Annotated in this window: 19 protein-coding genes; 4 read left to right on the top strand and 15 right to left on the bottom strand. The window is 69.7% G+C overall.

All coding sequences use genetic code 11. The features are described 5' to 3' along the window. Nucleotides 1–27: 27 nt before the first annotated feature. Both glmM and M2165_RS22350 read left to right on the top strand, forming a co-directional pair. Nucleotides 28–1,359, top strand: coding sequence for a phosphoglucosamine mutase (gene glmM / locus M2165_RS22355; protein WP_280816772.1), 1,332 nt, complete (start codon nucleotides 28–30; stop codon nucleotides 1,357–1,359). Beyond that, nucleotides 1,356–1,844: a GNAT family N-acetyltransferase gene (locus M2165_RS22350; RefSeq protein WP_280816771.1), complete on the top strand. Its 489-nt coding sequence runs from the start codon at nucleotides 1,356–1,358 to the stop codon at nucleotides 1,842–1,844. Before glmM ends, M2165_RS22350 begins: the two co-directional genes overlap by 4 nt. A gap of 65 nt (nucleotides 1,845–1,909) precedes the next feature. Here the strand turns inward: M2165_RS22350 and M2165_RS22345 are convergent, their stop codons facing one another. From M2165_RS22345 to lexA, 9 genes are all read right to left on the bottom strand, one after another. Next, nucleotides 1,910–3,184 (bottom strand): acyl-CoA dehydrogenase family protein, encoded by a 1,275-nt coding sequence (locus tag M2165_RS22345; protein ID WP_280816770.1) that lies wholly within the window; start codon nucleotides 3,182–3,184, stop codon nucleotides 1,910–1,912. Between the two features lie 28 nt (nucleotides 3,185–3,212). Beyond that, nucleotides 3,213–4,319 carry a phosphotransferase gene (locus tag M2165_RS22340; RefSeq protein WP_280816769.1) on the bottom strand — a complete coding sequence of 369 codons (1,107 nt, stop codon included), beginning with the start codon at nucleotides 4,317–4,319 and terminating at the stop codon, nucleotides 3,213–3,215. A 1-nt stretch (nucleotide 4,320) separates the two neighbouring features. Continuing rightward, nucleotides 4,321–5,040 carry a Crp/Fnr family transcriptional regulator gene (locus M2165_RS22335; protein WP_280816768.1) on the bottom strand — a complete coding sequence of 240 codons (720 nt, stop codon included), beginning with the start codon at nucleotides 5,038–5,040 and terminating at the stop codon, nucleotides 4,321–4,323. Between the two features lie 61 nt (nucleotides 5,041–5,101). Further along, the gene (locus M2165_RS22330) at nucleotides 5,102–5,881 is read right to left on the bottom strand and encodes an enoyl-CoA hydratase (RefSeq protein WP_280816767.1); all 780 of its coding nucleotides are present in this window, start codon (nucleotides 5,879–5,881) and stop codon (nucleotides 5,102–5,104) included. Nucleotides 5,882–5,921: 40 nt separating this feature from the next. Continuing rightward, nucleotides 5,922–7,442, bottom strand: coding sequence for a 3-hydroxyacyl-CoA dehydrogenase (locus M2165_RS22325; RefSeq protein ID WP_280816766.1), 1,521 nt, complete (start codon nucleotides 7,440–7,442; stop codon nucleotides 5,922–5,924). Between the two features lie 126 nt (nucleotides 7,443–7,568). Then, nucleotides 7,569–8,726, bottom strand: a complete 1,158-nt coding sequence (locus M2165_RS22320) for an MFS transporter (protein ID WP_280816765.1) — start codon at nucleotides 8,724–8,726, stop codon at nucleotides 7,569–7,571. Nucleotides 8,727–8,760: 34 nt separating this feature from the next. After that, nucleotides 8,761–9,768: a D-2-hydroxyacid dehydrogenase family protein gene (locus tag M2165_RS22315; RefSeq protein ID WP_280816764.1), complete on the bottom strand. Its 1,008-nt coding sequence runs from the start codon at nucleotides 9,766–9,768 to the stop codon at nucleotides 8,761–8,763. Nucleotides 9,769–9,858: 90 nt separating this feature from the next. After that, nucleotides 9,859–10,194, bottom strand: a complete 336-nt coding sequence (locus tag M2165_RS22310; RefSeq protein WP_280816763.1) for a hypothetical protein — start codon at nucleotides 10,192–10,194, stop codon at nucleotides 9,859–9,861. A gap of 185 nt (nucleotides 10,195–10,379) precedes the next feature. Continuing rightward, nucleotides 10,380–11,063 carry a transcriptional repressor LexA gene (gene lexA, locus M2165_RS22305; RefSeq protein ID WP_280816762.1) on the bottom strand — a complete coding sequence of 228 codons (684 nt, stop codon included), beginning with the start codon at nucleotides 11,061–11,063 and terminating at the stop codon, nucleotides 10,380–10,382. A gap of 72 nt (nucleotides 11,064–11,135) precedes the next feature. Between lexA and M2165_RS22300 the strand changes: the two genes are divergently transcribed. Next, complete coding sequence (locus tag M2165_RS22300; protein WP_280816761.1) at nucleotides 11,136–12,134, top strand: asparaginase; 999 nt, start codon at nucleotides 11,136–11,138, stop codon at nucleotides 12,132–12,134. A 22-nt stretch (nucleotides 12,135–12,156) separates the two neighbouring features. Here the strand turns inward: M2165_RS22300 and adk are convergent, their stop codons facing one another. The 6 genes from adk to M2165_RS22270 all read right to left on the bottom strand — a co-directional run bounded on the left by adk (nucleotide 12,157) and on the right by M2165_RS22270 (nucleotide 16,048). Beyond that, entirely contained in the window at nucleotides 12,157–12,813 is a 657-nt protein-coding gene (gene adk / locus M2165_RS22295) for an adenylate kinase (protein ID WP_280816760.1), read from the bottom strand. Between the two features lie 140 nt (nucleotides 12,814–12,953). After that, on the bottom strand, nucleotides 12,954–13,727 hold the full coding sequence (kdsB, locus tag M2165_RS22290; RefSeq protein ID WP_280816759.1) for a 3-deoxy-manno-octulosonate cytidylyltransferase: 774 nt from the start codon (nucleotides 13,725–13,727) through the stop codon (nucleotides 12,954–12,956). Next, on the bottom strand, nucleotides 13,724–13,906 hold the full coding sequence (locus M2165_RS22285) for a Trm112 family protein (protein WP_013541700.1): 183 nt from the start codon (nucleotides 13,904–13,906) through the stop codon (nucleotides 13,724–13,726). Before M2165_RS22285 ends, kdsB begins: the two co-directional genes overlap by 4 nt. Then, on the bottom strand, nucleotides 13,887–14,870 hold the full coding sequence (lpxK, locus tag M2165_RS22280; RefSeq protein WP_280816758.1) for a tetraacyldisaccharide 4'-kinase: 984 nt from the start codon (nucleotides 14,868–14,870) through the stop codon (nucleotides 13,887–13,889). The genes M2165_RS22285 and lpxK overlap by 20 nt, the downstream gene beginning before the upstream one ends. Before the next feature lie 108 nt (nucleotides 14,871–14,978). Next, nucleotides 14,979–15,401: a biopolymer transporter ExbD gene (locus M2165_RS22275; RefSeq protein ID WP_280817600.1), complete on the bottom strand. Its 423-nt coding sequence runs from the start codon at nucleotides 15,399–15,401 to the stop codon at nucleotides 14,979–14,981. 14 nt (nucleotides 15,402–15,415) lie between these two features. Continuing rightward, entirely contained in the window at nucleotides 15,416–16,048 is a 633-nt protein-coding gene (locus tag M2165_RS22270; RefSeq protein WP_280816757.1) for a MotA/TolQ/ExbB proton channel family protein, read from the bottom strand. Nucleotides 16,049–16,361: 313 nt separating this feature from the next. On the opposite strand from M2165_RS22270, the gene xseA reads away from it, so the two are divergent. Further along, on the top strand, nucleotides 16,362–17,666 hold the full coding sequence (gene xseA / locus M2165_RS22265; protein WP_280816756.1) for an exodeoxyribonuclease VII large subunit: 1,305 nt from the start codon (nucleotides 16,362–16,364) through the stop codon (nucleotides 17,664–17,666). Nucleotides 17,667–17,704: the final 38 nt, after the last annotated feature.

Below are 17,704 nucleotides of genomic sequence, written 5' to 3'. Positions count from 1 at the left end.
TCCAACCATCTACAAGAAGAACGAAACATGACCCGTAAATACTTCGGCACCGACGGCATCCGCGGCACGGTGGGCCAGTCGCCCATCACGCCCGACTTCGTGCTGCGCCTCGCACACGCCGTGGGCCGCGTGCTCAAGAAGAGCGAGTCGCGCCCCACGGTGCTGATCGGCAAGGACACGCGCATCTCGGGCTACATGCTCGAATCGGCGCTCGAGTCGGGCTTCAACTCCGCCGGCGTCGACGTGGTGCTGCTCGGACCGCTGCCCACGCCGGGCGTCGCCTACCTCACGCGTGCGCAGCGCGCGAGCCTGGGCGTGGTGATCAGCGCGAGCCACAACGCCTTCCCGGACAACGGCATCAAGTTCTTCAGCGCGCAGGGAACGAAGCTCGACGACGACTGGGAACTCGCGGTGGAGGCCGCGCTCGAGGAGGCGCCGGTGTGGGTGTCCTCGGCCGAGCTCGGCAAGGCGCGCCGCCTCAACGATGCGCCCGGCCGCTACATCGAGTTCTGCAAGAGCACCTTCGCCAGCGACCTCACGCTGCGCGGCATGAAGCTGGTGGTCGATGCGGCCCACGGCGCGGCCTACCAGGTGGCGCCGAACGTGTTCCACGAACTGGGCGCGGAGGTCGAGAGCATCGGCTGCGCACCCGACGGGCTCAACATCAATGAGGGCGTGGGGGCGACGCATCCCGCCGCGCTCGTCGAAGCCGTGAAGGCGCAGCAGGCCGACTACGGCATCGCGCTCGACGGCGATGCCGACCGCCTGCAGCTGGTCGACGCGAGCGGGCGCCTCTTCAACGGCGACGAACTGCTCTACCTCATGGTCGCCGAGCGCATCGCACGCGGCGACAAGCCCGCGGGCGTGGTGGGCACGCTCATGACCAACAAGGCCGTCGAGGTCGCGCTGCGCGGCCAAGGCATCGAGTTCGTTCGCGCCAAGGTCGGCGACCGCTACGTGCTCGAGGAGCTCGACCGGCGCGGCTGGCTGCTCGGCGGGGAGGGGTCGGGCCATCTGCTCGCACTGGACCGCCACACCACCGGCGACGGCATCGTGAGCGCGCTGCAGGTGCTGCAGGCCTGCGTGCGCAGCGGCAAGACGGTGGCGGAGCTTCTTGCGGGCATCACGCTGTTCCCGCAGACGCTGATCAACGTCCGCCTGACGCCGGGCCAGGACTGGCAGCGCAACGAGGCCCTGAGCCGCGAGACCCGGCGCATCGAAGCCGAGCTCGGCGACGGCGGCCGCGTGCTGATCCGCGCGAGCGGCACCGAGCCGCTGGTGCGCGTGATGGTCGAGGCGCGCGATGCGAAGCAGGCGGAGGCCTGCGCGCAGCAGCTGGCGGCCACGCTGGCGCCATGACGGCGACGGTGCGGGTCGTTCTCGCCGACTACCGCGATGCCGCGCAGGCGGCCGCGCTGGTCGAACTGCTCGACGGCTATGCGCGCGACCCCGCGGGTGGCGGCACGCCGCTCGACGCCGAGGTCCGCGCGGCCCTTCCGGCGGCGCTCGCGGCACGGCCACAGGCCTTCAGCGTGCTCGCCTACGACGGCGACCGGCCCGTCGGGCTGGTCAACTGCATGGAGGGCTTTTCGACCTTTGCCTGCAAGCCGCTCGTCAACGTGCACGACGTGGTCGTGCTGGCGAGCCACCGCGGCCAGCGGGTCGCGCAGCGGATGCTCGCCTGCGTCGAGCAGGAGGCGCGCCGGCGCGGCGCGTGCAAGCTCACGCTCGAAGTGCTCTCGGGCAACGCGCCGGCCCTGCGTGCCTACGAGCGCGAGGGGTTTGCGAACTACCAGCTCGACCCGGCCTTCGGGCACGCGGTGTTCCTGCAGAAGAAGCTCTGACGAAACAAGAAAGGCCGCGGCGATCGGATCGCCGCGGCCCTTGCGGTGCGTTGTTCGTCAGCGCATCAGAAGCGCGTCACCGGCATGTCGGCTTCGGTCTTGGCGGCGGCCGAATACTTGCCGAGCTCCCACTTCGCGATCGCGTTGCGGTGCACTTCGTCCGGGCCGTCCGCGAAGCGCAGCGTGCGCGCGCCGGCATAGGCGTAGGCCAGCGGGAAGTCGTCGCACATGCCACCGCCGCCATGCGCCTGCATGGCCCAGTCGATCACCTGGCAGGCCATGCTCGGCGCCACCACCTTGATCATCGCGATGTCGGTCTTGGCGACCTTGTTGCCGGCCACGTCCATCAGCCATGCGGCCTTGAGCGTGAGCAGGCGCGCCATGTCGATCTTGCAGCGCGCCTCGGCGATGCGCTCCTGCGTCACCGTCTGCGAGGCGACGGTCTTGCCGAAGGCCACGCGCGAGGATGCGCGCCGGCACATGAGTTCGAGCGCACGCTCGGCCAGGCCGATCAGGCGCATGCAGTGGTGGATGCGTCCCGGGCCGAGGCGGCCCTGCGCGATCTCGAAGCCGCGGCCTTCGCCGAGCAGGATGTTGTCGACCGGCACGCGCACGTTCTCGAAATACATCTCGACGTGGCCGTGCGGCGCATCGTCGTAGCCCATCACGTTGAGCGGGCGCACGATGCGGATGCCCTTGGCATCGGCCGGCACGATCACCATGCTCTGCTGCGAGTGGCGCGGCGCCTCGGGGTCGCTCTTGCCCATGGTGATGAAGACCGCGCAGCGCGGATCGGCCGCGCCCGAGATCCACCACTTGTGACCGTTGATCACGTACTCGTCGCCCTGGCGCTCGATGCGGGTCGAGATGTTGGTGGCGTCGCTCGACGCCACCTCGGGTTCGGTCATCGCGAAGGCCGAGCGGATCTGGCCTTCGAGCAGCGGCTTGAGCCAGCGCGCCTTGATGTCCTCGGAGCCGTAGCGGGCGATGGTCTCCATGTTGCCGGTGTCGGGCGCCGAGCAATTGAAGACTTCGGAAGCCCACTGCACGCGTCCCATGATCTCGGCGAGCGGCGCGTACTCCTGGTTCGTGAGGCCCGCGCCTTCATAGCCCGAGGCGGCGGCGCTGTCGACCGGCAGGAACAGGTTCCAGAGCCCCTGGGCCTTGGCCTTCTTCTTGAGCTTCTCGACCGTCTCGAGCGCGGTCCAGCGCTTGCCGGCGGCCGTGTTGGCGGCCAGTTCGGCCGAATACTCGGCTTCGGCAGGATAGATGTGATCGTCCATGAACGCGCTGACGCGTTTCTGGAGTTCCTTGGTTTTTGCCGAGTAATCGAAGTCCATCGTCTGTCTCCTGGTGGGGGTAGGGCAGCTACGCCTTTTGGGCAAACTGCCAGGCCATGTCGGCCATGGGGCGCGCACCGCGGGCCGAAGCCACGGCTTGCTCGCTCGATGCGGTGCCGGCCTCGACCCGCTTGGCAATGCCTTGCAGGATCGCGGCCATGCGGAACAGGTTGTAGGCCTGGTAGAAGTTCCAGTCCGGCGCCAGCGCTTCGGGCGTGCTGATGCGCGTGCGCTCGCAGTAGCGGCGGATGTATTCGCTCTCCGTGGGAATGCCCAGCGCCGCCACGTCGACGCCGCCGATGCCGCGGCCGGTGGTGGGCGGCATGTGCCACGACATGCAGTGGTAGCTGAAGTCGGCCAGCGGATGGCCGAGGGTCGAGAGCTCCCAGTCGAGCACCGCGATGATGCGCGGCTCGGTGGCGTGGAACATCACGTTGTCGAGCCGGTAGTCGCCGTGGACGATCGAGACCTTGCTCTCGTCGCGCGCGCTCTCGGGCATGTGCGTGGGCAGCCAGTCGATCAGCCGCTCCATCGCCTCGATCGGCTGCGAGAGCGCGCCGGCGCCGTCGGCCGAGGCCTTGTACTGCTTGCTCCAGCGGCCGATCTGGCGCTCGAAGTAGTTGCCGGGCTTGCCGTAGTCGGCCAGGCCGCGCGCGGCGAAGTCGACCGTGTGCAGCGCGGCGATCACGCGGTTCATCTCGTCGTAATGGGCCGCGCGTTCGGCGTTGCTGAAGCCCGGCAGCGACTGGTCCCAGAGCACGCGGCCCTGCATGAACTCCATCACGTAGAAGGCGCGGCCGATGACGCTCTCGTCCTCGCACAGGCAGTGCATGCGCGGCACCGGCACGTCGGTGCCGGCCAGCCCGCGCATGACCTTGAACTCGCGCTCGACCGCATGGGCCGAGGGCAGCAGCTTGGCGACCGGGCCGGGCTTGGCGCGCATCACGTAGCTCTGCTTCGGCGTGACCAGCTTGTAGGTCGGGTTCGACTGGCCGCCCTTGAACATCTCGACCGAGAGCGGACCCTCGAAGCCTTCGAGGTGCGCCGCGAGCCAGGCGGAGAGCGCCTCGACGTCGAAGGCATGCTGCGACGAGACCGCACGGGTGCCGATGAAGTTGGAGAAGTCCTGGCTCATGTCAGTGATCTGCTTCCGAGATGCGCATCAGCGCCGCGCGATCCAGCACCACGAGGCCCGCCGGTTCGATGCGGATCGTGCCCTCGCGCTCCATGGTCTTGAGCTCCTGGTTGACCCGCTGGCGCGAGGCGCCGAGCAGCTGCGCGAGCTCTTCCTGCGCCAGGTGCAGGCCGATGCGCGTCTGGCTGCCGTCTTCCAGGTTCGGCACGCCGTAGCTGCGCACCAGATGGATGAGCTGCTTCGCGAGCCGCGCGCGCAGGGGCAGGGTGTTGAGGTCCTCCACCAGGCCGAACAGCGTGCGGATGCGCCGCGCCTGCAGCCGCATCAGCGCTTCGTACAGCTCGACGTGGGTCGCGAGGATCTTCTGGAAATCGGCCCGCGCCACGCAGAGGATGGTGGTCTCCCCATGCGCATAGGCGTCGTGCGTGCGCCGGTCCCCGTCGAACATCGCCACGTCGCCGAACCAGATGCCCGGCTCCACGTAGGTCAGCGTCACCTGCTTGCCCGAGACCGCCGTCGAACTGACGCGCACCGCGCCCTTGGCGCAGGCGATCCAGTGATCGGGCGGATCGCCCCGGGCGGAGATCAGGTCGCCGTCCTTGTGGCGTTTGACGAAGGCGCATCGAAGAATGTCGTGCCGTAGCGATGGCGAAAGGGAAGAGAACCAGCGACCACTGTTGATCGCTTCACGTTCTTCGATGGTAAGAATGGGGTCGTCCATTGGTCTGTCCTGTCGGCGACTGAAAAGCTGGGAGGTGTCACGGGAGCGACGGGGCGCGCTGCTAGCCGTATTGCGGCGGCTTCTTCTCGAGGAATGCGGCGATGCCGATGCCGGCGTTCGGATGATGCAGGTTGCGCACGAAGTGATCGCGCTCCTGCGAAAGCTGCGATGCGTAGGTGGCGCCGCGCGACTCCGTCAGCAGTTCCTTGATGCTCGCGAGCGCATTGGGTGCATGCGCGTTGAGCCGGCCCGCGAGCGCCAGTGCGCCCGCGAGCGCCTGGCCGTTCTCGGTGAGTTCGTTCACCAGGCCGGCGGCATGCAGCCGCGGTGCCGTGATGCGTTCGCCGCCCATCAGCCACTCGCTCGCGAGCTGGCGCGGCAGCGCCCGGCCCAGCTCCCAGCTCAGGCCGCCGACCGGCGACAGCGCCACGTTGCTGTACGAGGACGCGAAGATCGCATCGCGCGCGGCCACGACGAAGTCGCATGCCAGCGCGAGCGAGAAGCCCGCGCCCGCCGCCGCGCCCTCTATGGCGGCGATGACCGGCTTGGGAAAGGCGCGGATCGAGTCGATCCAGTTGTGCAGGCCCTCGATGCTTTCGGCCTGCACCGAAGGATCGCGCTGGCGGTTGTCGGCCAGCCGCTGCAGCGAACCGCCGGCGCAGAACCAGGCGCCCTGGCCCACGATGACGACGCTGCGGACCTCGTGGCTGCTCTCGGCGCCGTTGAGCGCCTCGATGCCCGCGGCGTAGATCTCGGGGCTCAGCGCATTGCGCTGGGTCGGATTGGCGATGGTCAGCACCATGGTGCGTCCCTCGCTGGTGCTCTTCAGTTCGGCGGTCATGGCTGTGATGCTTTCATCGGTGGTTGGGGAATGGGTGGGGCTACTCTTCTTCGTGCAGCAGGCTCAGGCCGAGCGCGCCGCGCCGGCGCAGCCACGGGCTCGGGCGATAGCGTGGGTCGCCGTAGACCGTCTGCAGGTTGAACAGCACTTCGAGCATGTTGGTTGGCCCGTGCAGGTTGCCCATGGCGAGCGGCCCGCGCGGATAGCCGAGGCCCAGCTGCACTGCGGTCTCGAGATCGGCCGGCGAGCACACGCGCTGCTGGCACATGTCGGCGGCGATGTTCACGATGGTGCCGACCACGCGCTGCGTGACGAAGCCACCGCTGTCGCGGATCACGCTCACGGCCTTGCCGTCGCGCGCGAAGAGGGCATGGGCCGCATCGCGCATGTCGCGCCGGGTCGCGGGATTGGTGGCGAGCACGCGGCGCCGGGTGGCGGCATCGTCGATCAGCATGTCGATGCCGACGGTGCGCGTGGCGTCGAGGCGCTCGACGGCGGCCATGGTGGTCACGTCGAAGCCGAGCGGTGCCACCAGGATCAGCGAACCGGGCGCGGCCGACGCGCCGCTGTCGATCTGCGCGCCCAGCGTGTTCACCTGGCGCAGCAGTTCGGCGCGCCGGGCGGCACGGGGCGAGACCCAGACCGCGGGCAGCGTGCCCACGGTGGGCGGCGGCGCCTCGGGCGCCTGCTGCATCGCGCCGTCCTGGTAGCGGTAGAAGCCCTCGCCGGTCTTGCGCCCCAGCGCACCGGCCGCGAGGCGCTGCGCGGTGATCACGCTCGGCCGGAAGCGCGGCTCCTCGTAGTACTGGTGATAGATCGACTCCATCACCGGATGCGACACGTCGAGCGCGGTCAGGTCCATCAGCTCGAAGGGGCCGAGCCGGAACCCCGCCTGGTCCTTCAGGATGCGGTCGACCGTCGCGAAGTCGGCCACGCCCTCGCTCACGATGCGCAGCGCCTCGGTGCCGTAGCCGCGCCCCGCGTGGTTGACGATGAAGCCGGGCGTGTCCTGCGCCTGCACTGCGCTGTGGCCCATCTGCGCGGCATAGCCCGCGAGCCGCTTGCAGGTCTCGGCCGAAGTCTTGAAGCCCGCCACCACCTCGACCACCTTCATCAGCGGCACCGGGTTGAAGAAGTGGAAGCCCGCCACGCGCTCCGGATGCGCGAGTCCGGCCGCGATCGCGGTGACGGAGAGCGAGGAGGTGTTGGTCGCGAGCGTGGCCGTGGGGGCCACGACCGATTCGAGCTCGCCGAACAGGCGGCGCTTGACCGCGAGGTCTTCGACCACCGCTTCGATCACGAGATCACAGGCGGCGAGGGCGGCGATCGAATCGACCGCTTTGACGCGTGCGATGTGCGCATCGCGCGCAGCGGCGTCGATCTTTCCCTTCTCGTGCAGCTTGTTCCATTGGGCTGCGAGCGCTTCGCGCCCGCGTTCCGCGGCGCCTGCGACGCTGTCGAGCAGCAGCACGTCGCTGCCCGCCTGGGCCGCGATCTGGGCGATGCCTCGGCCCATGGCGCCGGCGCCGACGACGCCGATCCGGGTGTAGTTCACTGTCATTTGCAGAAAGATTTTCGCTGGTTGGGGGCGGGGCCCGTGGACGGCACCGCGGCGCGCCGCGGCGGGTGCAGCCCCCGATTTTGCAGGCACGGGCCGCGCGGGCGCTGCAGGTGTTACGCGGGTGCGTCAGGCGGGGCGGCGGCTGCGATCGACGGCCACGCTCACGCTGATGGCCGTGAGCAGCAGCGCCAGCCCGACCAAGCTCATCCATGCCGAGGCATCGTGGGCCAGCAGCCATCCGCCCAGCGCCGCGCCCACCGCCTGGCCGACGTAGATGCCCGAGCTGTTCAGCGCCACCGAACCCGGCGCGAGCGCGGGCGCGAGGCCCACGAGCCGCGCCTGCTGCGCCGAATTGGCGGCGAAGCAGCCCAGGCCCCAGGGCACGAGCACCGCGGCCAGCCACGGCAGCGTGTGTGCCGAGGGCCAGAGCAGCAGGCTCAGCGCGATCAGCGAACTCGTCACGAGCACCATGCGGCCCGCGCCGAGGCGGTCGATGAAGCGGCTCACGAGCATGTTGCCCGCGAGGCCGAAGAGCCCGAACAGCGCCCACATCAGGCTCAGCGTGCCCGGGTCGGCGCCGAAGTCCCGCTTCAGGATCGGGCCGAAATAGCTGAACAGCACGAACTGCCCCGAACCCTGCAGGGCCGTGACCGACACGATGCCCATCAGCACCGGGCTGCGCAGCACGCGCGACCAGGCGGCCGCCGTGAGCGCCGCGGGCCGGATGCCGGTCGGCAGGGTCAGCCAGACCCAGCCCGCGCTCGCGAGGCTCAGCAGCGCGATGGCCCCGAAGGCGGTGCGCCAGCCCAGATGTCCGCCGATCAGCGCGCCGATCGGCAGGCCCAGCACCGAGGCCACGGACCAGCCGAGGAAGACGAAGGTCACGGCGCGTCCGCGGTGTTCCTGCGGCACCAGCATGCCGGCGCAGGCCGCGGCCTGGGGGGTGAAGATGGCGGGCGCCACCACGGTGAGCATGCGCACGGGGAGCAGGGCGGCGAAGCTCGGCATCAGCGCCGCCAGCGCATGCCCTGCGGCATACCAGACCAGCGTGAGCGTGAGCAGCAGGCGGCGGTCCCAGCCCGCGACCACGGCCGCGAGCAGCGGCGCGCCAAGGCACATCACCATCGCCGCCGCGGTGATCAGCTGGCCCGCCGTCGCCACGGTGACGTCCAGCGAGGTACTGATCTCGTTGAGCGTGCCCGGCACCGCCATCACGCCCGTGCCGATCACGAAATTGCCCGCCAGCAGCGCCCAGAGCGCGCCGCGCGGTGCGGTGCGGTTCATGGCGTCGCTCCCGCTCTGCCGGGCGGGGCGGCGTTCACCGGCGAACCTGCAGGGCGCCGGGGTTCACGATGTTGGTGGGATTGCCCTTGATGAAGCTCACGACGTTGTCGAAGGCCTGGCCGAAATAGCTCTCGTAGCTCTCCTGCTCGACATAGCCGATGTGCGGCGTGCAGATGCAGTTTTCGAGCCGCAGCAGCGCATGGCCCTGCAGCGGCGGCTCGCTCTCGAACACGTCGATCGCTGCCAGGCCCGGACGGCCGCGGTTGAGCGCCGCGAGCAGCGCATCGGCCTCGACCAACTCCGCGCGCGAGGTGTTGACGAAGAGCGCGGTCGGCTTCATGCGCGAGAGGTCCTCGAGCGTGACGATGCCGGTGGTCTCCTCGTTCAGCCGCAGGTGCACCGACAGCACGTCGGCCGCGGCAAAGAACTCCTGGCGGTTCTGCGCCACCTGGAAGCCGTCGGACCGCGCCTTGGCGCAGCTCGCCTCGCGGCCCCAGATCACGACCTGCATGCCGAACGCCTGTCCGTAGCGCGCCACCAGCTGCCCGATGCGGCCGTAGCCCCAGATGCAGAGGGTCTTGCCCTTGAGCACCGAACCAAGTCCGAAATTGGGCGGCATCGAAGCCGACTTGAGCCCCGACTGCTGCCAGGCCCCGTGCTTGAGATTGCTGATGTACTGCGGCAGCCGGCGCATGGCCGCCATGATCAGCGCCCAGGTGAGTTCGGCGGGCGCCTGCGGCGAGCCCGTGCCCTCGGCCACCGCCACCCCGCGCTCCGTGCAGGCGGTGACGTCGATGTGCCCGCCCACGCGGCCCGTCTGGGAAATGAGCTTGAGCTTGGGCAGCTTCTCGATCAGCTGGCGCGAAATGTGGGTGCGCTCCCGGATCAGCACGATCACGTCGGCATCCTTCAGGCGGACCGAAAGCTGGCCGATGCCCTTCACCGTGTTGGTATAGACCTTGGCCGCATACGCGTCGAGCTTGGAGGCGCAGCGCAGCTTGCGCACGGCGTCCTGGTAATCGTCGAGGATCACAATGTTCATGGCACGCCATTGTGCCTCGCAGCATTGACATGACGTGCGTGTGAACGTTTGGATACCCGTCCCGGGCTCTGGTCACCGGGCGATACGGGTTCAGTGCAGGCGCGAGGACTGCGGCGTGGCAGCGACCGTTTCCATCGCTTCCAGGGCCGCGAGGCGGTCGAGTTCGGCACAGACGTCGGCCATGCGGCCCGAAATCACCATGCGGTTGGTGCTGCGCTTTTCGCCCTGGTGGCCGTCGACCACGCGGATCACGCGCAGGGGGCGGGCGGCCGCGGGCGCTGCTTTCGGCGTGGACTGGCCATGGCTGCGCGCCGTGCAGGCGGGGCGGACCGCCACGTAGCGCAGGCCGGCGGAGGCGCTGCCCGCCTGGCGCTGGCGCGCGCCGCGCGCCGGCAGCAAGCGGCTGGCGAGCGATTGCAGCGGCATCCAAAGGTCAACGATAGCGAGTAGGGCGATTCCCATGTGAACTCCAAGAAGGTTTGAGGTTGAACACAGGCAGGATTGCTTTCGCCGGACGCAACAGGGTGATGGCCACTGTGTGTGCCATACGCCCGCCACCTGATGCGGCTGGATGGGGTGGTGCTGCTGCTCGCAGCCGGCCCGAGGCCGGGCTACATCAGCATGGTGTTGCGGATGAGGCCGACCGCGAGGCCTTCGATCTCGAAAGGCTCGCCGGGCTGGACGATGATCGTGGGGTAGTCCGGATTTTCGGCGTGCAGTTCGATGACCTGCTTGTTGCGCTTGAGGCGCTTGACCGTGACTTCGTCGCCGAGGCGTGCCACCACGATCTGACCGTTGCGCGCCTCCTTGGTGGCCTGGACCGCGAGCAGGTCGCCATCCATGATGCCGGCGTCGCGCATCGACATGCCGCGCACCTTGAGCAGATAGTCGGGCTGCTGCTGGAACAGCGTGTTCTCGACGTAGTAGGTCTGGTCGACATGCTCCTGCGCGAGGATCGGCGAACCCGCAGCCACGCGGCCGATGAGCGGCAGCGCGAGCTGCGCCATGCCGGGCAGCGAGAGCGAGAACTGCGCGCCTTCGCGGTGGCGCGTTTCGTTGAGCGAGCGCAGTGCATCGCCCTTCAGCCGGATGCCGCGCGAGGTGCCGCTCACGAGTTCGATCACGCCCTTGCGGGCGAGCGCCTGCAGGTGCTCTTCGGCGGCGTTGGCGGACTTGAACCCGAGCTCGTTGGCGATCTCCGCCCGCGTGGGCGGCGCGCCGGTGCGTGCGATGGCGCTCTGGATCAAATCGAGGATCTGCTGCTGGCGGGCGGTAAGCTTCACGGCGAACTGCATAGTGGTTCCTTGCGGCACTGGCTGAATATCCAGTACCTGTATTTTTAACCAGTTTTTAAAAGTTGGCAACCCATGGTCGATTTCATCCCACCGGCTGCGCGGCGCGTCGTGGTCCTGGGCACGGGCGGCACCATCGCGGGCCGGGCCGCGAGCAGCGGCGACAACATCGGCTACACCGCGGGTGAAGTCCCCGTGGCGGACCTGCTCGGCGGCATCGCGGCGCCCGAGGGCATCACGCTCGCCGCGGAGCAGGTGGCACAGCTCGACAGCAAGGACATGGGCTTCGACGTCGGGCTGCAGCTGGCGCAGCGCTGCGCCGCCTTGCTGTCGGAGGCCGACGTCGCAGGCGTGGTGATCACCCACGGCACCGACACGATCGAGGAAACGGCGTACTTCCTCCACGCGGTGCTTGCGCCCGCCAAGCCGGTGGTGCTGACCTGCGCCATGCGCCCGGCGAGTTCGCTGTCGCCCGACGGGCCTCAGAACGTGCGCGATGCGATGGCGGTGGCGGCCACGGCGGGCGCCGGCGGCGTGACGGTGGTCTGCGCCGGCACGATCCATGGCGCGCCCGACGTGCAGAAGGTGCATACCTACCGTGCCGACGCCTTCGCCTCGGGCGATGCCGGGCCGGTCGGCTACGTGGAGGAGGGCGCGGTGCGGCGCCTGCGGGATTGGCCTCGCAGCGGAGCGCCGTTCGCGCTCGATGCGGCAGAGATCGCGGCCATGGGCTGGCCGCGCGTCGAGGTCGTCATGAGCCATGCGGGCGCGAGTGGCGCGCTGATCGATCTGCTGGTTCAGGAGCGCGCGTCGGGTGCTGCGGCGCCGGTGCGCGGCCTGGTGCTGGCGGCCACCGGCAACGGCACGGTGCACCATGCGCTCGAAGCCGCGGCGCTGCGCGCGCAGCAGGCCGGCATCGAGGTGCTGCGCGCCACGCGCTGCGCGAGCGGACGCATCCTGCCGAGGCCCGACGACCGCCTGCGCGATGCCGGCGCCCTGACGCCGGTCAAGGCGCGGATCGCGCTGATGCTGGAATTGCTCGCGGTGAAGAAGAAGGCGCAGGGCGCAGCCTGAAGGGCAGCGCCTCGCGCGGCGCTCAGCTGCTCAGGGCGGCCAGCGCGCGCTGGGTGATTTCGTCGACGGTGCCGACGCCCTTGATGGCGCGGTACTTGGGCGCGTTGGCGGGGTCGGCCTTCGCCCAGGCGGAGTAGTAGTCGACCAGCGGACGCGTCTGCTGGCTGTAGACCTCGAGCCGCTTGCGCACGGTTTCTTCCTCGTCGTCCTTGCGCTGGATCAGGTCTTCGCCCGTCACGTCGTCCTTGCCCTCGACCTTGGGCGGGTTGAACTTCAGGTGATAGGTGCGGCCCGACGCGGGGTGCGAGCGCCGGCCGCTCATGCGTTCGATGATGTCGCTGAACGGCACGTCGATCTCGAGCACGTAGTCGAGCTTGACGCCGGCTGCCTTCATGGCGTCGGCCTGCGGAATGGTGCGTGGGAAGCCGTCGAACAGGAAGCCGCCGGCACAGTCCGATTGCGCGATGCGTTCCTTCACGAGGTCGATGATCAGGTCGTCGCTCACCAGCCCGCCCGATTCCATGACCGCCTTGGCCTGCTGCCCGAGCGGCGTGCCTGCCTTGACCGCCGCGCGCAGCATGTCGCCCGTGGAGATCTGCGGAATGCCGTACTTCTGGCAGATGAAGGTGGCTTGCGTGCCTTTGCCCGCCCCGGGCGCGCCCAGCAAAATTAGTCTCATGGTGTCCTCGGACGGTTCTTAGATTTTGTGTCGCACCCTGCCACGGCCTCGTGGCCGCGCAAGGCGGAATTGCTTCGAGGATAGCATGCGAGGGCGCCCGCGATTCGTGCCGCCGCCCTCGGTGCGCGCGCCTCGGCGCCTCAGTCGGCGGGAGCGGCCGCGAGGATCGCGCGCACGCGGGCGAGGTCTTCGGGCGTGTCGACGCCGGGGCCCGGCGCCGTCTGGCTGACGTGCACGGCGATGCGGTGTCCGTGCCACAGCGCGCGCAGTTGTTCGAGCGCTTCGGTGGCCTCGACCGGCGCGGGGGGCAGCGCGGGAAAGCGCCGCACGAAGCCGGCGCGATAGCCGTAGATGCCGATGTGGCGCAGCGGCGCCGGCGAAGGCAGCACGGTGGGCGCCGCGCCGCCCGAAGAACCGTCGCGCCACCACGGAATCGGTGCGCGGCTGAAGTAGAGCGCATGGCCCTCCGCGTCGAGCACGGCTTTCACCACGTTGGGGTTCATGAAGTCGGCGAGCGAATCGATCGCGTGCACGGCGGTGCTCATCGCCGCCGAGGGCTTCGCGGCCAGCGTGGCTGCCACGGCGTCGATCAGCGCGGGGTCGATCAGCGGCTCGTCGCCCTGCACGTTGACGACGATGTCGTCGCCGTCGAGCGCCAGCTGCTCGCAGGCTTCGGCGAGGCGGTCGCTGCCGCTCGGATGGTCCTGCCGGGTGAGGACGGCCTCGATGCCATGCGCGCGGCAGGCATCGACGATCGACGCATGGTCCGCCGCGACCACGACGCGCGACGCGCCGGACCGGCCCGCGCGCATCGCCACGCGCACCACCATCGGCAGGCCGGCGATGTCCGCCAGCGGCTTGTCGGGCAGCCGCGTCGAAGCCAGCCGGGCGGGTACCAGGACGGTGAAGCTCACAGCCCCAGCTCTTCGTCGGACAGCGTGCGCGCCTCGTTCTCCAGCAGCACCGGGATGCCGTCGCGCACCGGATACGCGAGCCGCGCGCTGCGCGAGCAGAGCTCCTGCTTCTCGGCGTTCCAGGTCAACGGGCCCTTGGTGACGGGGCAGACGAGCAGTTCAAGCAGCTTGGTGTCCATCGAGCGATGATAGCTTCGCGTCGAGCGCGGCGAAGAAGGCTGGAGAAGGCATGAAGTCGAGCGGCACCGCCAGGGCGTCGGGCGCCTTGCGCCAGAGCTTGACCGCATCCTTCTCGGTGCAGAGCAGTCGCTGACCGTCGGCGGCGGGCCGCTCCCAGTTCTCGAAATCGTGGTGATCCGGCAGCGCGATCGTGGCCGAAAGCGTGAGCCCGCGCGCGCGCAGCATCTCGAAGAAGGCCTCGGGCCGCGCGATGGCGGCGAGCGCAACCACCGGCCGGGTCGCGAGCGTCTCGAGCGGAACGCGGGTGCCGTCGCGCGCCACCGCCTCCGGCGCCAGTGCGCGCGTGGCGGTGTAGCCGCCCTCGAAGGCCGGCCGGCTGCCGCTGTGGAGCACCAGGTCGCAGGGCCGCGGCCAGCGCTCGCGCAGCGGCCCCGCGGGCAGCCGCCAGCCGTTGCCGACGCCGCGGTCGTCGAACACGCAGATCTCGATGTCGCGCGCCAGCGCGAGGTGCTGCAGGCCGTCGTCGCTCACGATCACCTGCGTGGCCGGATGCCGCGCCAGCAGGGCGCGTGCCGCTTCGATGCGGCGCCGCGCCACGAACACGGGCGCTCCGGTCGCGCGTCGGATCAGGGCCGGTTCGTCGCCCACGTCCTCGGGCGCGCTGTCCTCGCGCACCTCGCGGCAATCGTCCGTGCGGCGGCCATAGCCGCGGGACACCACGCCGACCCGCAGGCCGCGGTCCCGCAGATGCCGCACCACCGCCATCACCACCGGGGTCTTGCCGGCGCCGCCGGCAATCACGTTGCCGACCACGATCACCGGCACGCCGACGCGTTCGGTGCGGCGCCAGCCGCGCCGGTAGAGCCAGCGTCGCAGCGCGAAGAGCGCCGCATACAGGAGCGACAGCGGCCACAGCAGGCAGGCCAGTGCGCCGCGGTGCAGCCACGCCTGCTGCAGCTTCATTCAGCTTCCTCGCGGGGGCGCGCTGCCTTCGGGCGTGCCCGCGAGACCGGCGCAGCCCGGCCGAATGGGCATCGCGCGTTCGAAGGAGGCGCTGCAGGAGCCGTTCATCTAGTGCGGATTCGCCGTCGACTGGGCTGCGAAGGTGATCTGCACCAGGCCCGCGCGGCGCGCGGCTTCCATCACCGTGATCACCGACTGGTGCGGGCTGGTGGCGTCGGCGCTGATGATGACCACGCTGTCCTTGCCACCGGTGGCGGCCGATGCCAGCGCTGCCGCCACCGCGTCCACGCTGCGCTCCGCCACGGGGGTCTTGTTGACCGTGTAGCGCCCGTCGGCGGACACCCCGACGATCACTTCCTTGGGATAGTCGCGCTGCGCATCGACGTCGGCCGTCGGCAGGCGCAGCTGCATCTCCGTGAACTTGCTGTAGGTGGTCGACAGCATCAGGAAGATCAGGATGACCAGCAGCACGTCGATGAACGGGATCAGGTTGATCTCCGGCTCGTCGCGCGCGCCGTGGCGAAACTGCATGCGGGCGCGGCGGCTCATTTGCGCAGTGCGCTGAGGTGGCGCGCGAAGCGTTCGCCCGAGAGTTCGAGGTGCAGCAGGTATTCGTCGACCCGGCTGCGGAAATAACGCCAGAAGATCAGCGTCGGGATCGCGACGATCAGGCCGAAGGCCGTGTTGTAGAGCGCGATCGAGATGCCGTGCGCAAGCTGGGCGGGATTGCCAGAACCCACCGCGCCGCTGCCGGGCGACTGGGAGCCGAAGATCTCGATCATGCCGATGACCGTGCCCAGGAGGCCGAGCAGCGGCGCCGCCGACGCGATGGTGGCCAGCGCCGGGAGATAGCGTTCCAGCTTGTGCGCGACGGTGCGGCCGGAGGCTTCCATCGCCGCGCGCAGGTCGTCCTCGGTGCACAGCGGGTTGGCATTGAGCGCGCGCAGGCCGGAAGCCAGCACCTGGCCGAGCATCGAGTTGCGCTCGAGCTTGGTCACCACCTCGGGGCCCGGCACGGCACCGTGCGAGACCGTGATGGCCTCGTCGAGCAGTTTGGGCGGCAGGACCTTGACGGTCTTCAGGCTGACAAAACGTTCGATGACGAGCGCGAGCGCGATGACCGAACAGGCGAGCAGCGGCCAGATCGGCCAGCCCGCGGCAACAATGATGGAAAACAAGAAATTCCTCCGGCCCGTAGACTGCAAATGCGCGGCGATTATCCACCGAGCGCACCCCTCGCCACGCGGTGTGTTGCCTGTAAGCGAAGACGCACAGATTCTGTGGATAACTTTGTGACTAACCCGTTGCGCAACTCGCCCGGACCCGCATGGGACGGGCCTTCCATTAGATCGATTGAATTTTGAGCACCGCTTTTTCCAATGAAATCAAGGGCTTGCACGACAAACCGTGCTTTTGTTTACCGTCGTGCGCCGCGTGCTGCGGCGCGGTGGGCCACTGTGGAAGAGTGGCGGCCCGCCACTCCCGCGCGTCGTGAGCTGGCGTGAGCCCGGCGCGGCGCCAGGGCCGCGGATCTGGGCCGTCGGCGCGCTGTGCCGCGCGGTGGCGGATGCGCTCGACGCGCGCTTCAACCCGGTCGCCGTCCGCGGCGAGATCTCCGGTTTTTCGCGCGCCTCCAGCGGGCATTGCTATTTCGCGCTGAAGGACGAATCGGGGCAGCTGCGCTGCGCCATGTTCCGGCGCGCGGCCGGCCTGCTCGATTTCTCGCCGCGCGACGGCGACCAGGTCGAGGTGCGCGGGCGGCTGGCCGTCTATGAACCGCGCGGCGACCTGCAGCTCGTGGTCGAGAGCCTGCAGCGCGCGGGGCAGGGCGCGCTGTTCGAACAGTTCCTGCAGCGCAAGGCGCGGCTCGAAGCCGAGGGGTTGTTCGACGTGGCGCGCAAGCGCGCGCTGCCGGTGATGCCCCGCGCGATCGGACTCGTGACCTCGCTCGGTGCCGCGGCGCTGCACGACGTGGTCACGGCACTGCGCCGCCGCGTGCCGCACATCCCCGTGGTGCTTGCGCCCGCGGCGGTGCAGGGCGCGGGCGCACCGGCGGAACTCGTGCGCGCGCTGCAATCTTTGTACGCGCTGACGCCCGCGGTCGATGCGATCCTGCTGGTGCGCGGCGGCGGCTCGATCGAAGACCTCTGGGCCTTCAACGACGAGACGCTGGCGCGCACCATCGTCCAGAGCCCGGTGCCGGTGGTCTGCGGCGTGGGCCATGAGACCGACTTCACCATCGCCGACTTCTGCGCCGACCTGCGCGCGCCCACGCCGACCGCCGCGGCGGAACTCGTCAGCGCGCCGCAATCCGTGTGGCTCGGCGCGATCGACCTGCTGAACGGGCGCCTCGACGATGCGCTCGGCGCGCGGCTGGACGCGCTCGGACAGCGGCTGGACCAGGCGGCGGGGCGGCTCGGACGGCCGTCGGCGCTGGTGGCGCGCCAGCAACTGCGGCTCGCGCATCACTCGCAGCGCCTGCGCTATGCGGTGCAGTCACGGGTGGAGCGCCTGGGGCATGCGCCGCGGGCGATCGCGGCCGACTTTCCGCTGAAGCTCGCGCGCACGCTGGCGCAGCGGCGCGAGCGGCTCGAGCGCGTGGCGCTGCGGCTTCGGCTGCTCGATCCCGCGCTGGTGCTGCAGCGCGGCTATGCCTGGCTCAGCGACGCCGACGGCCGCGCGATCGTCAGCGCGAAGAAGCTCCAGCCCGGCGACGCCGTGGTCGCACGGCTCTCCGATGGCGCCGTCGACCTGATGGTGGCAGCCGGCAGAACGGGAACGCGTCCGACGCCATGACGGGCATTACTTCCTAGAATCCCCGATTCCCCACAACC

Source organism: Variovorax sp. TBS-050B, assembly GCF_029893635.1.
Lineage (GTDB): Bacteria > Pseudomonadota > Gammaproteobacteria > Burkholderiales > Burkholderiaceae_C > Variovorax.
Note: the sequence above shows the minus strand (reverse complement) of the source record. Positions and strands in the feature narration are given on the sequence as shown.

What these genes read in the sequence shown, in the direction of transcription:
- M2165_RS22310 (WP_280816763.1), bottom strand. Translation starts at nt 10,194, where the DNA reads ATGCCGCTGCAATCGCTCGCCAGCCGCTTGCTGCCGGCGCGCGGCGCG.
- M2165_RS22340 (WP_280816769.1), bottom strand. Translation starts at nt 4,319, where the DNA reads ATGAGCCAGGACTTCTCCAACTTCATCGGCACCCGTGCGGTCTCGTCG.
- lpxK (WP_280816758.1), bottom strand. Translation starts at nt 14,870, where the DNA reads ATGAAGCTGCAGCAGGCGTGGCTGCACCGCGGCGCACTGGCCTGCCTG.
- adk (WP_280816760.1), bottom strand. Translation starts at nt 12,813, where the DNA reads ATGAGACTAATTTTGCTGGGCGCGCCCGGGGCGGGCAAAGGCACGCAA.
- M2165_RS22335 (WP_280816768.1), bottom strand. Translation starts at nt 5,040, where the DNA reads ATGGACGACCCCATTCTTACCATCGAAGAACGTGAAGCGATCAACAGT.
- M2165_RS22330 (WP_280816767.1), bottom strand. Translation starts at nt 5,881, where the DNA reads ATGACCGCCGAACTGAAGAGCACCAGCGAGGGACGCACCATGGTGCTG.
- glmM (WP_280816772.1), top strand. Translation starts at nt 28, where the DNA reads ATGACCCGTAAATACTTCGGCACCGACGGCATCCGCGGCACGGTGGGC.
- M2165_RS22315 (WP_280816764.1), bottom strand. Translation starts at nt 9,768, where the DNA reads ATGAACATTGTGATCCTCGACGATTACCAGGACGCCGTGCGCAAGCTG.
- M2165_RS22275 (WP_280817600.1), bottom strand. Translation starts at nt 15,401, where the DNA reads ATGCAGTTTCGCCACGGCGCGCGCGACGAGCCGGAGATCAACCTGATC.
- M2165_RS22325 (WP_280816766.1), bottom strand. Translation starts at nt 7,442, where the DNA reads ATGACAGTGAACTACACCCGGATCGGCGTCGTCGGCGCCGGCGCCATG.
- M2165_RS22285 (WP_013541700.1), bottom strand. Translation starts at nt 13,906, where the DNA reads ATGGACACCAAGCTGCTTGAACTGCTCGTCTGCCCCGTCACCAAGGGC.
- lexA (WP_280816762.1), bottom strand. Translation starts at nt 11,063, where the DNA reads ATGCAGTTCGCCGTGAAGCTTACCGCCCGCCAGCAGCAGATCCTCGAT.
- M2165_RS22300 (WP_280816761.1), top strand. Translation starts at nt 11,136, where the DNA reads ATGGTCGATTTCATCCCACCGGCTGCGCGGCGCGTCGTGGTCCTGGGC.
- M2165_RS22345 (WP_280816770.1), bottom strand. Translation starts at nt 3,184, where the DNA reads ATGGACTTCGATTACTCGGCAAAAACCAAGGAACTCCAGAAACGCGTC.
- M2165_RS22350 (WP_280816771.1), top strand. Translation starts at nt 1,356, where the DNA reads ATGACGGCGACGGTGCGGGTCGTTCTCGCCGACTACCGCGATGCCGCG.
- M2165_RS22320 (WP_280816765.1), bottom strand. Translation starts at nt 8,726, where the DNA reads ATGAACCGCACCGCACCGCGCGGCGCGCTCTGGGCGCTGCTGGCGGGC.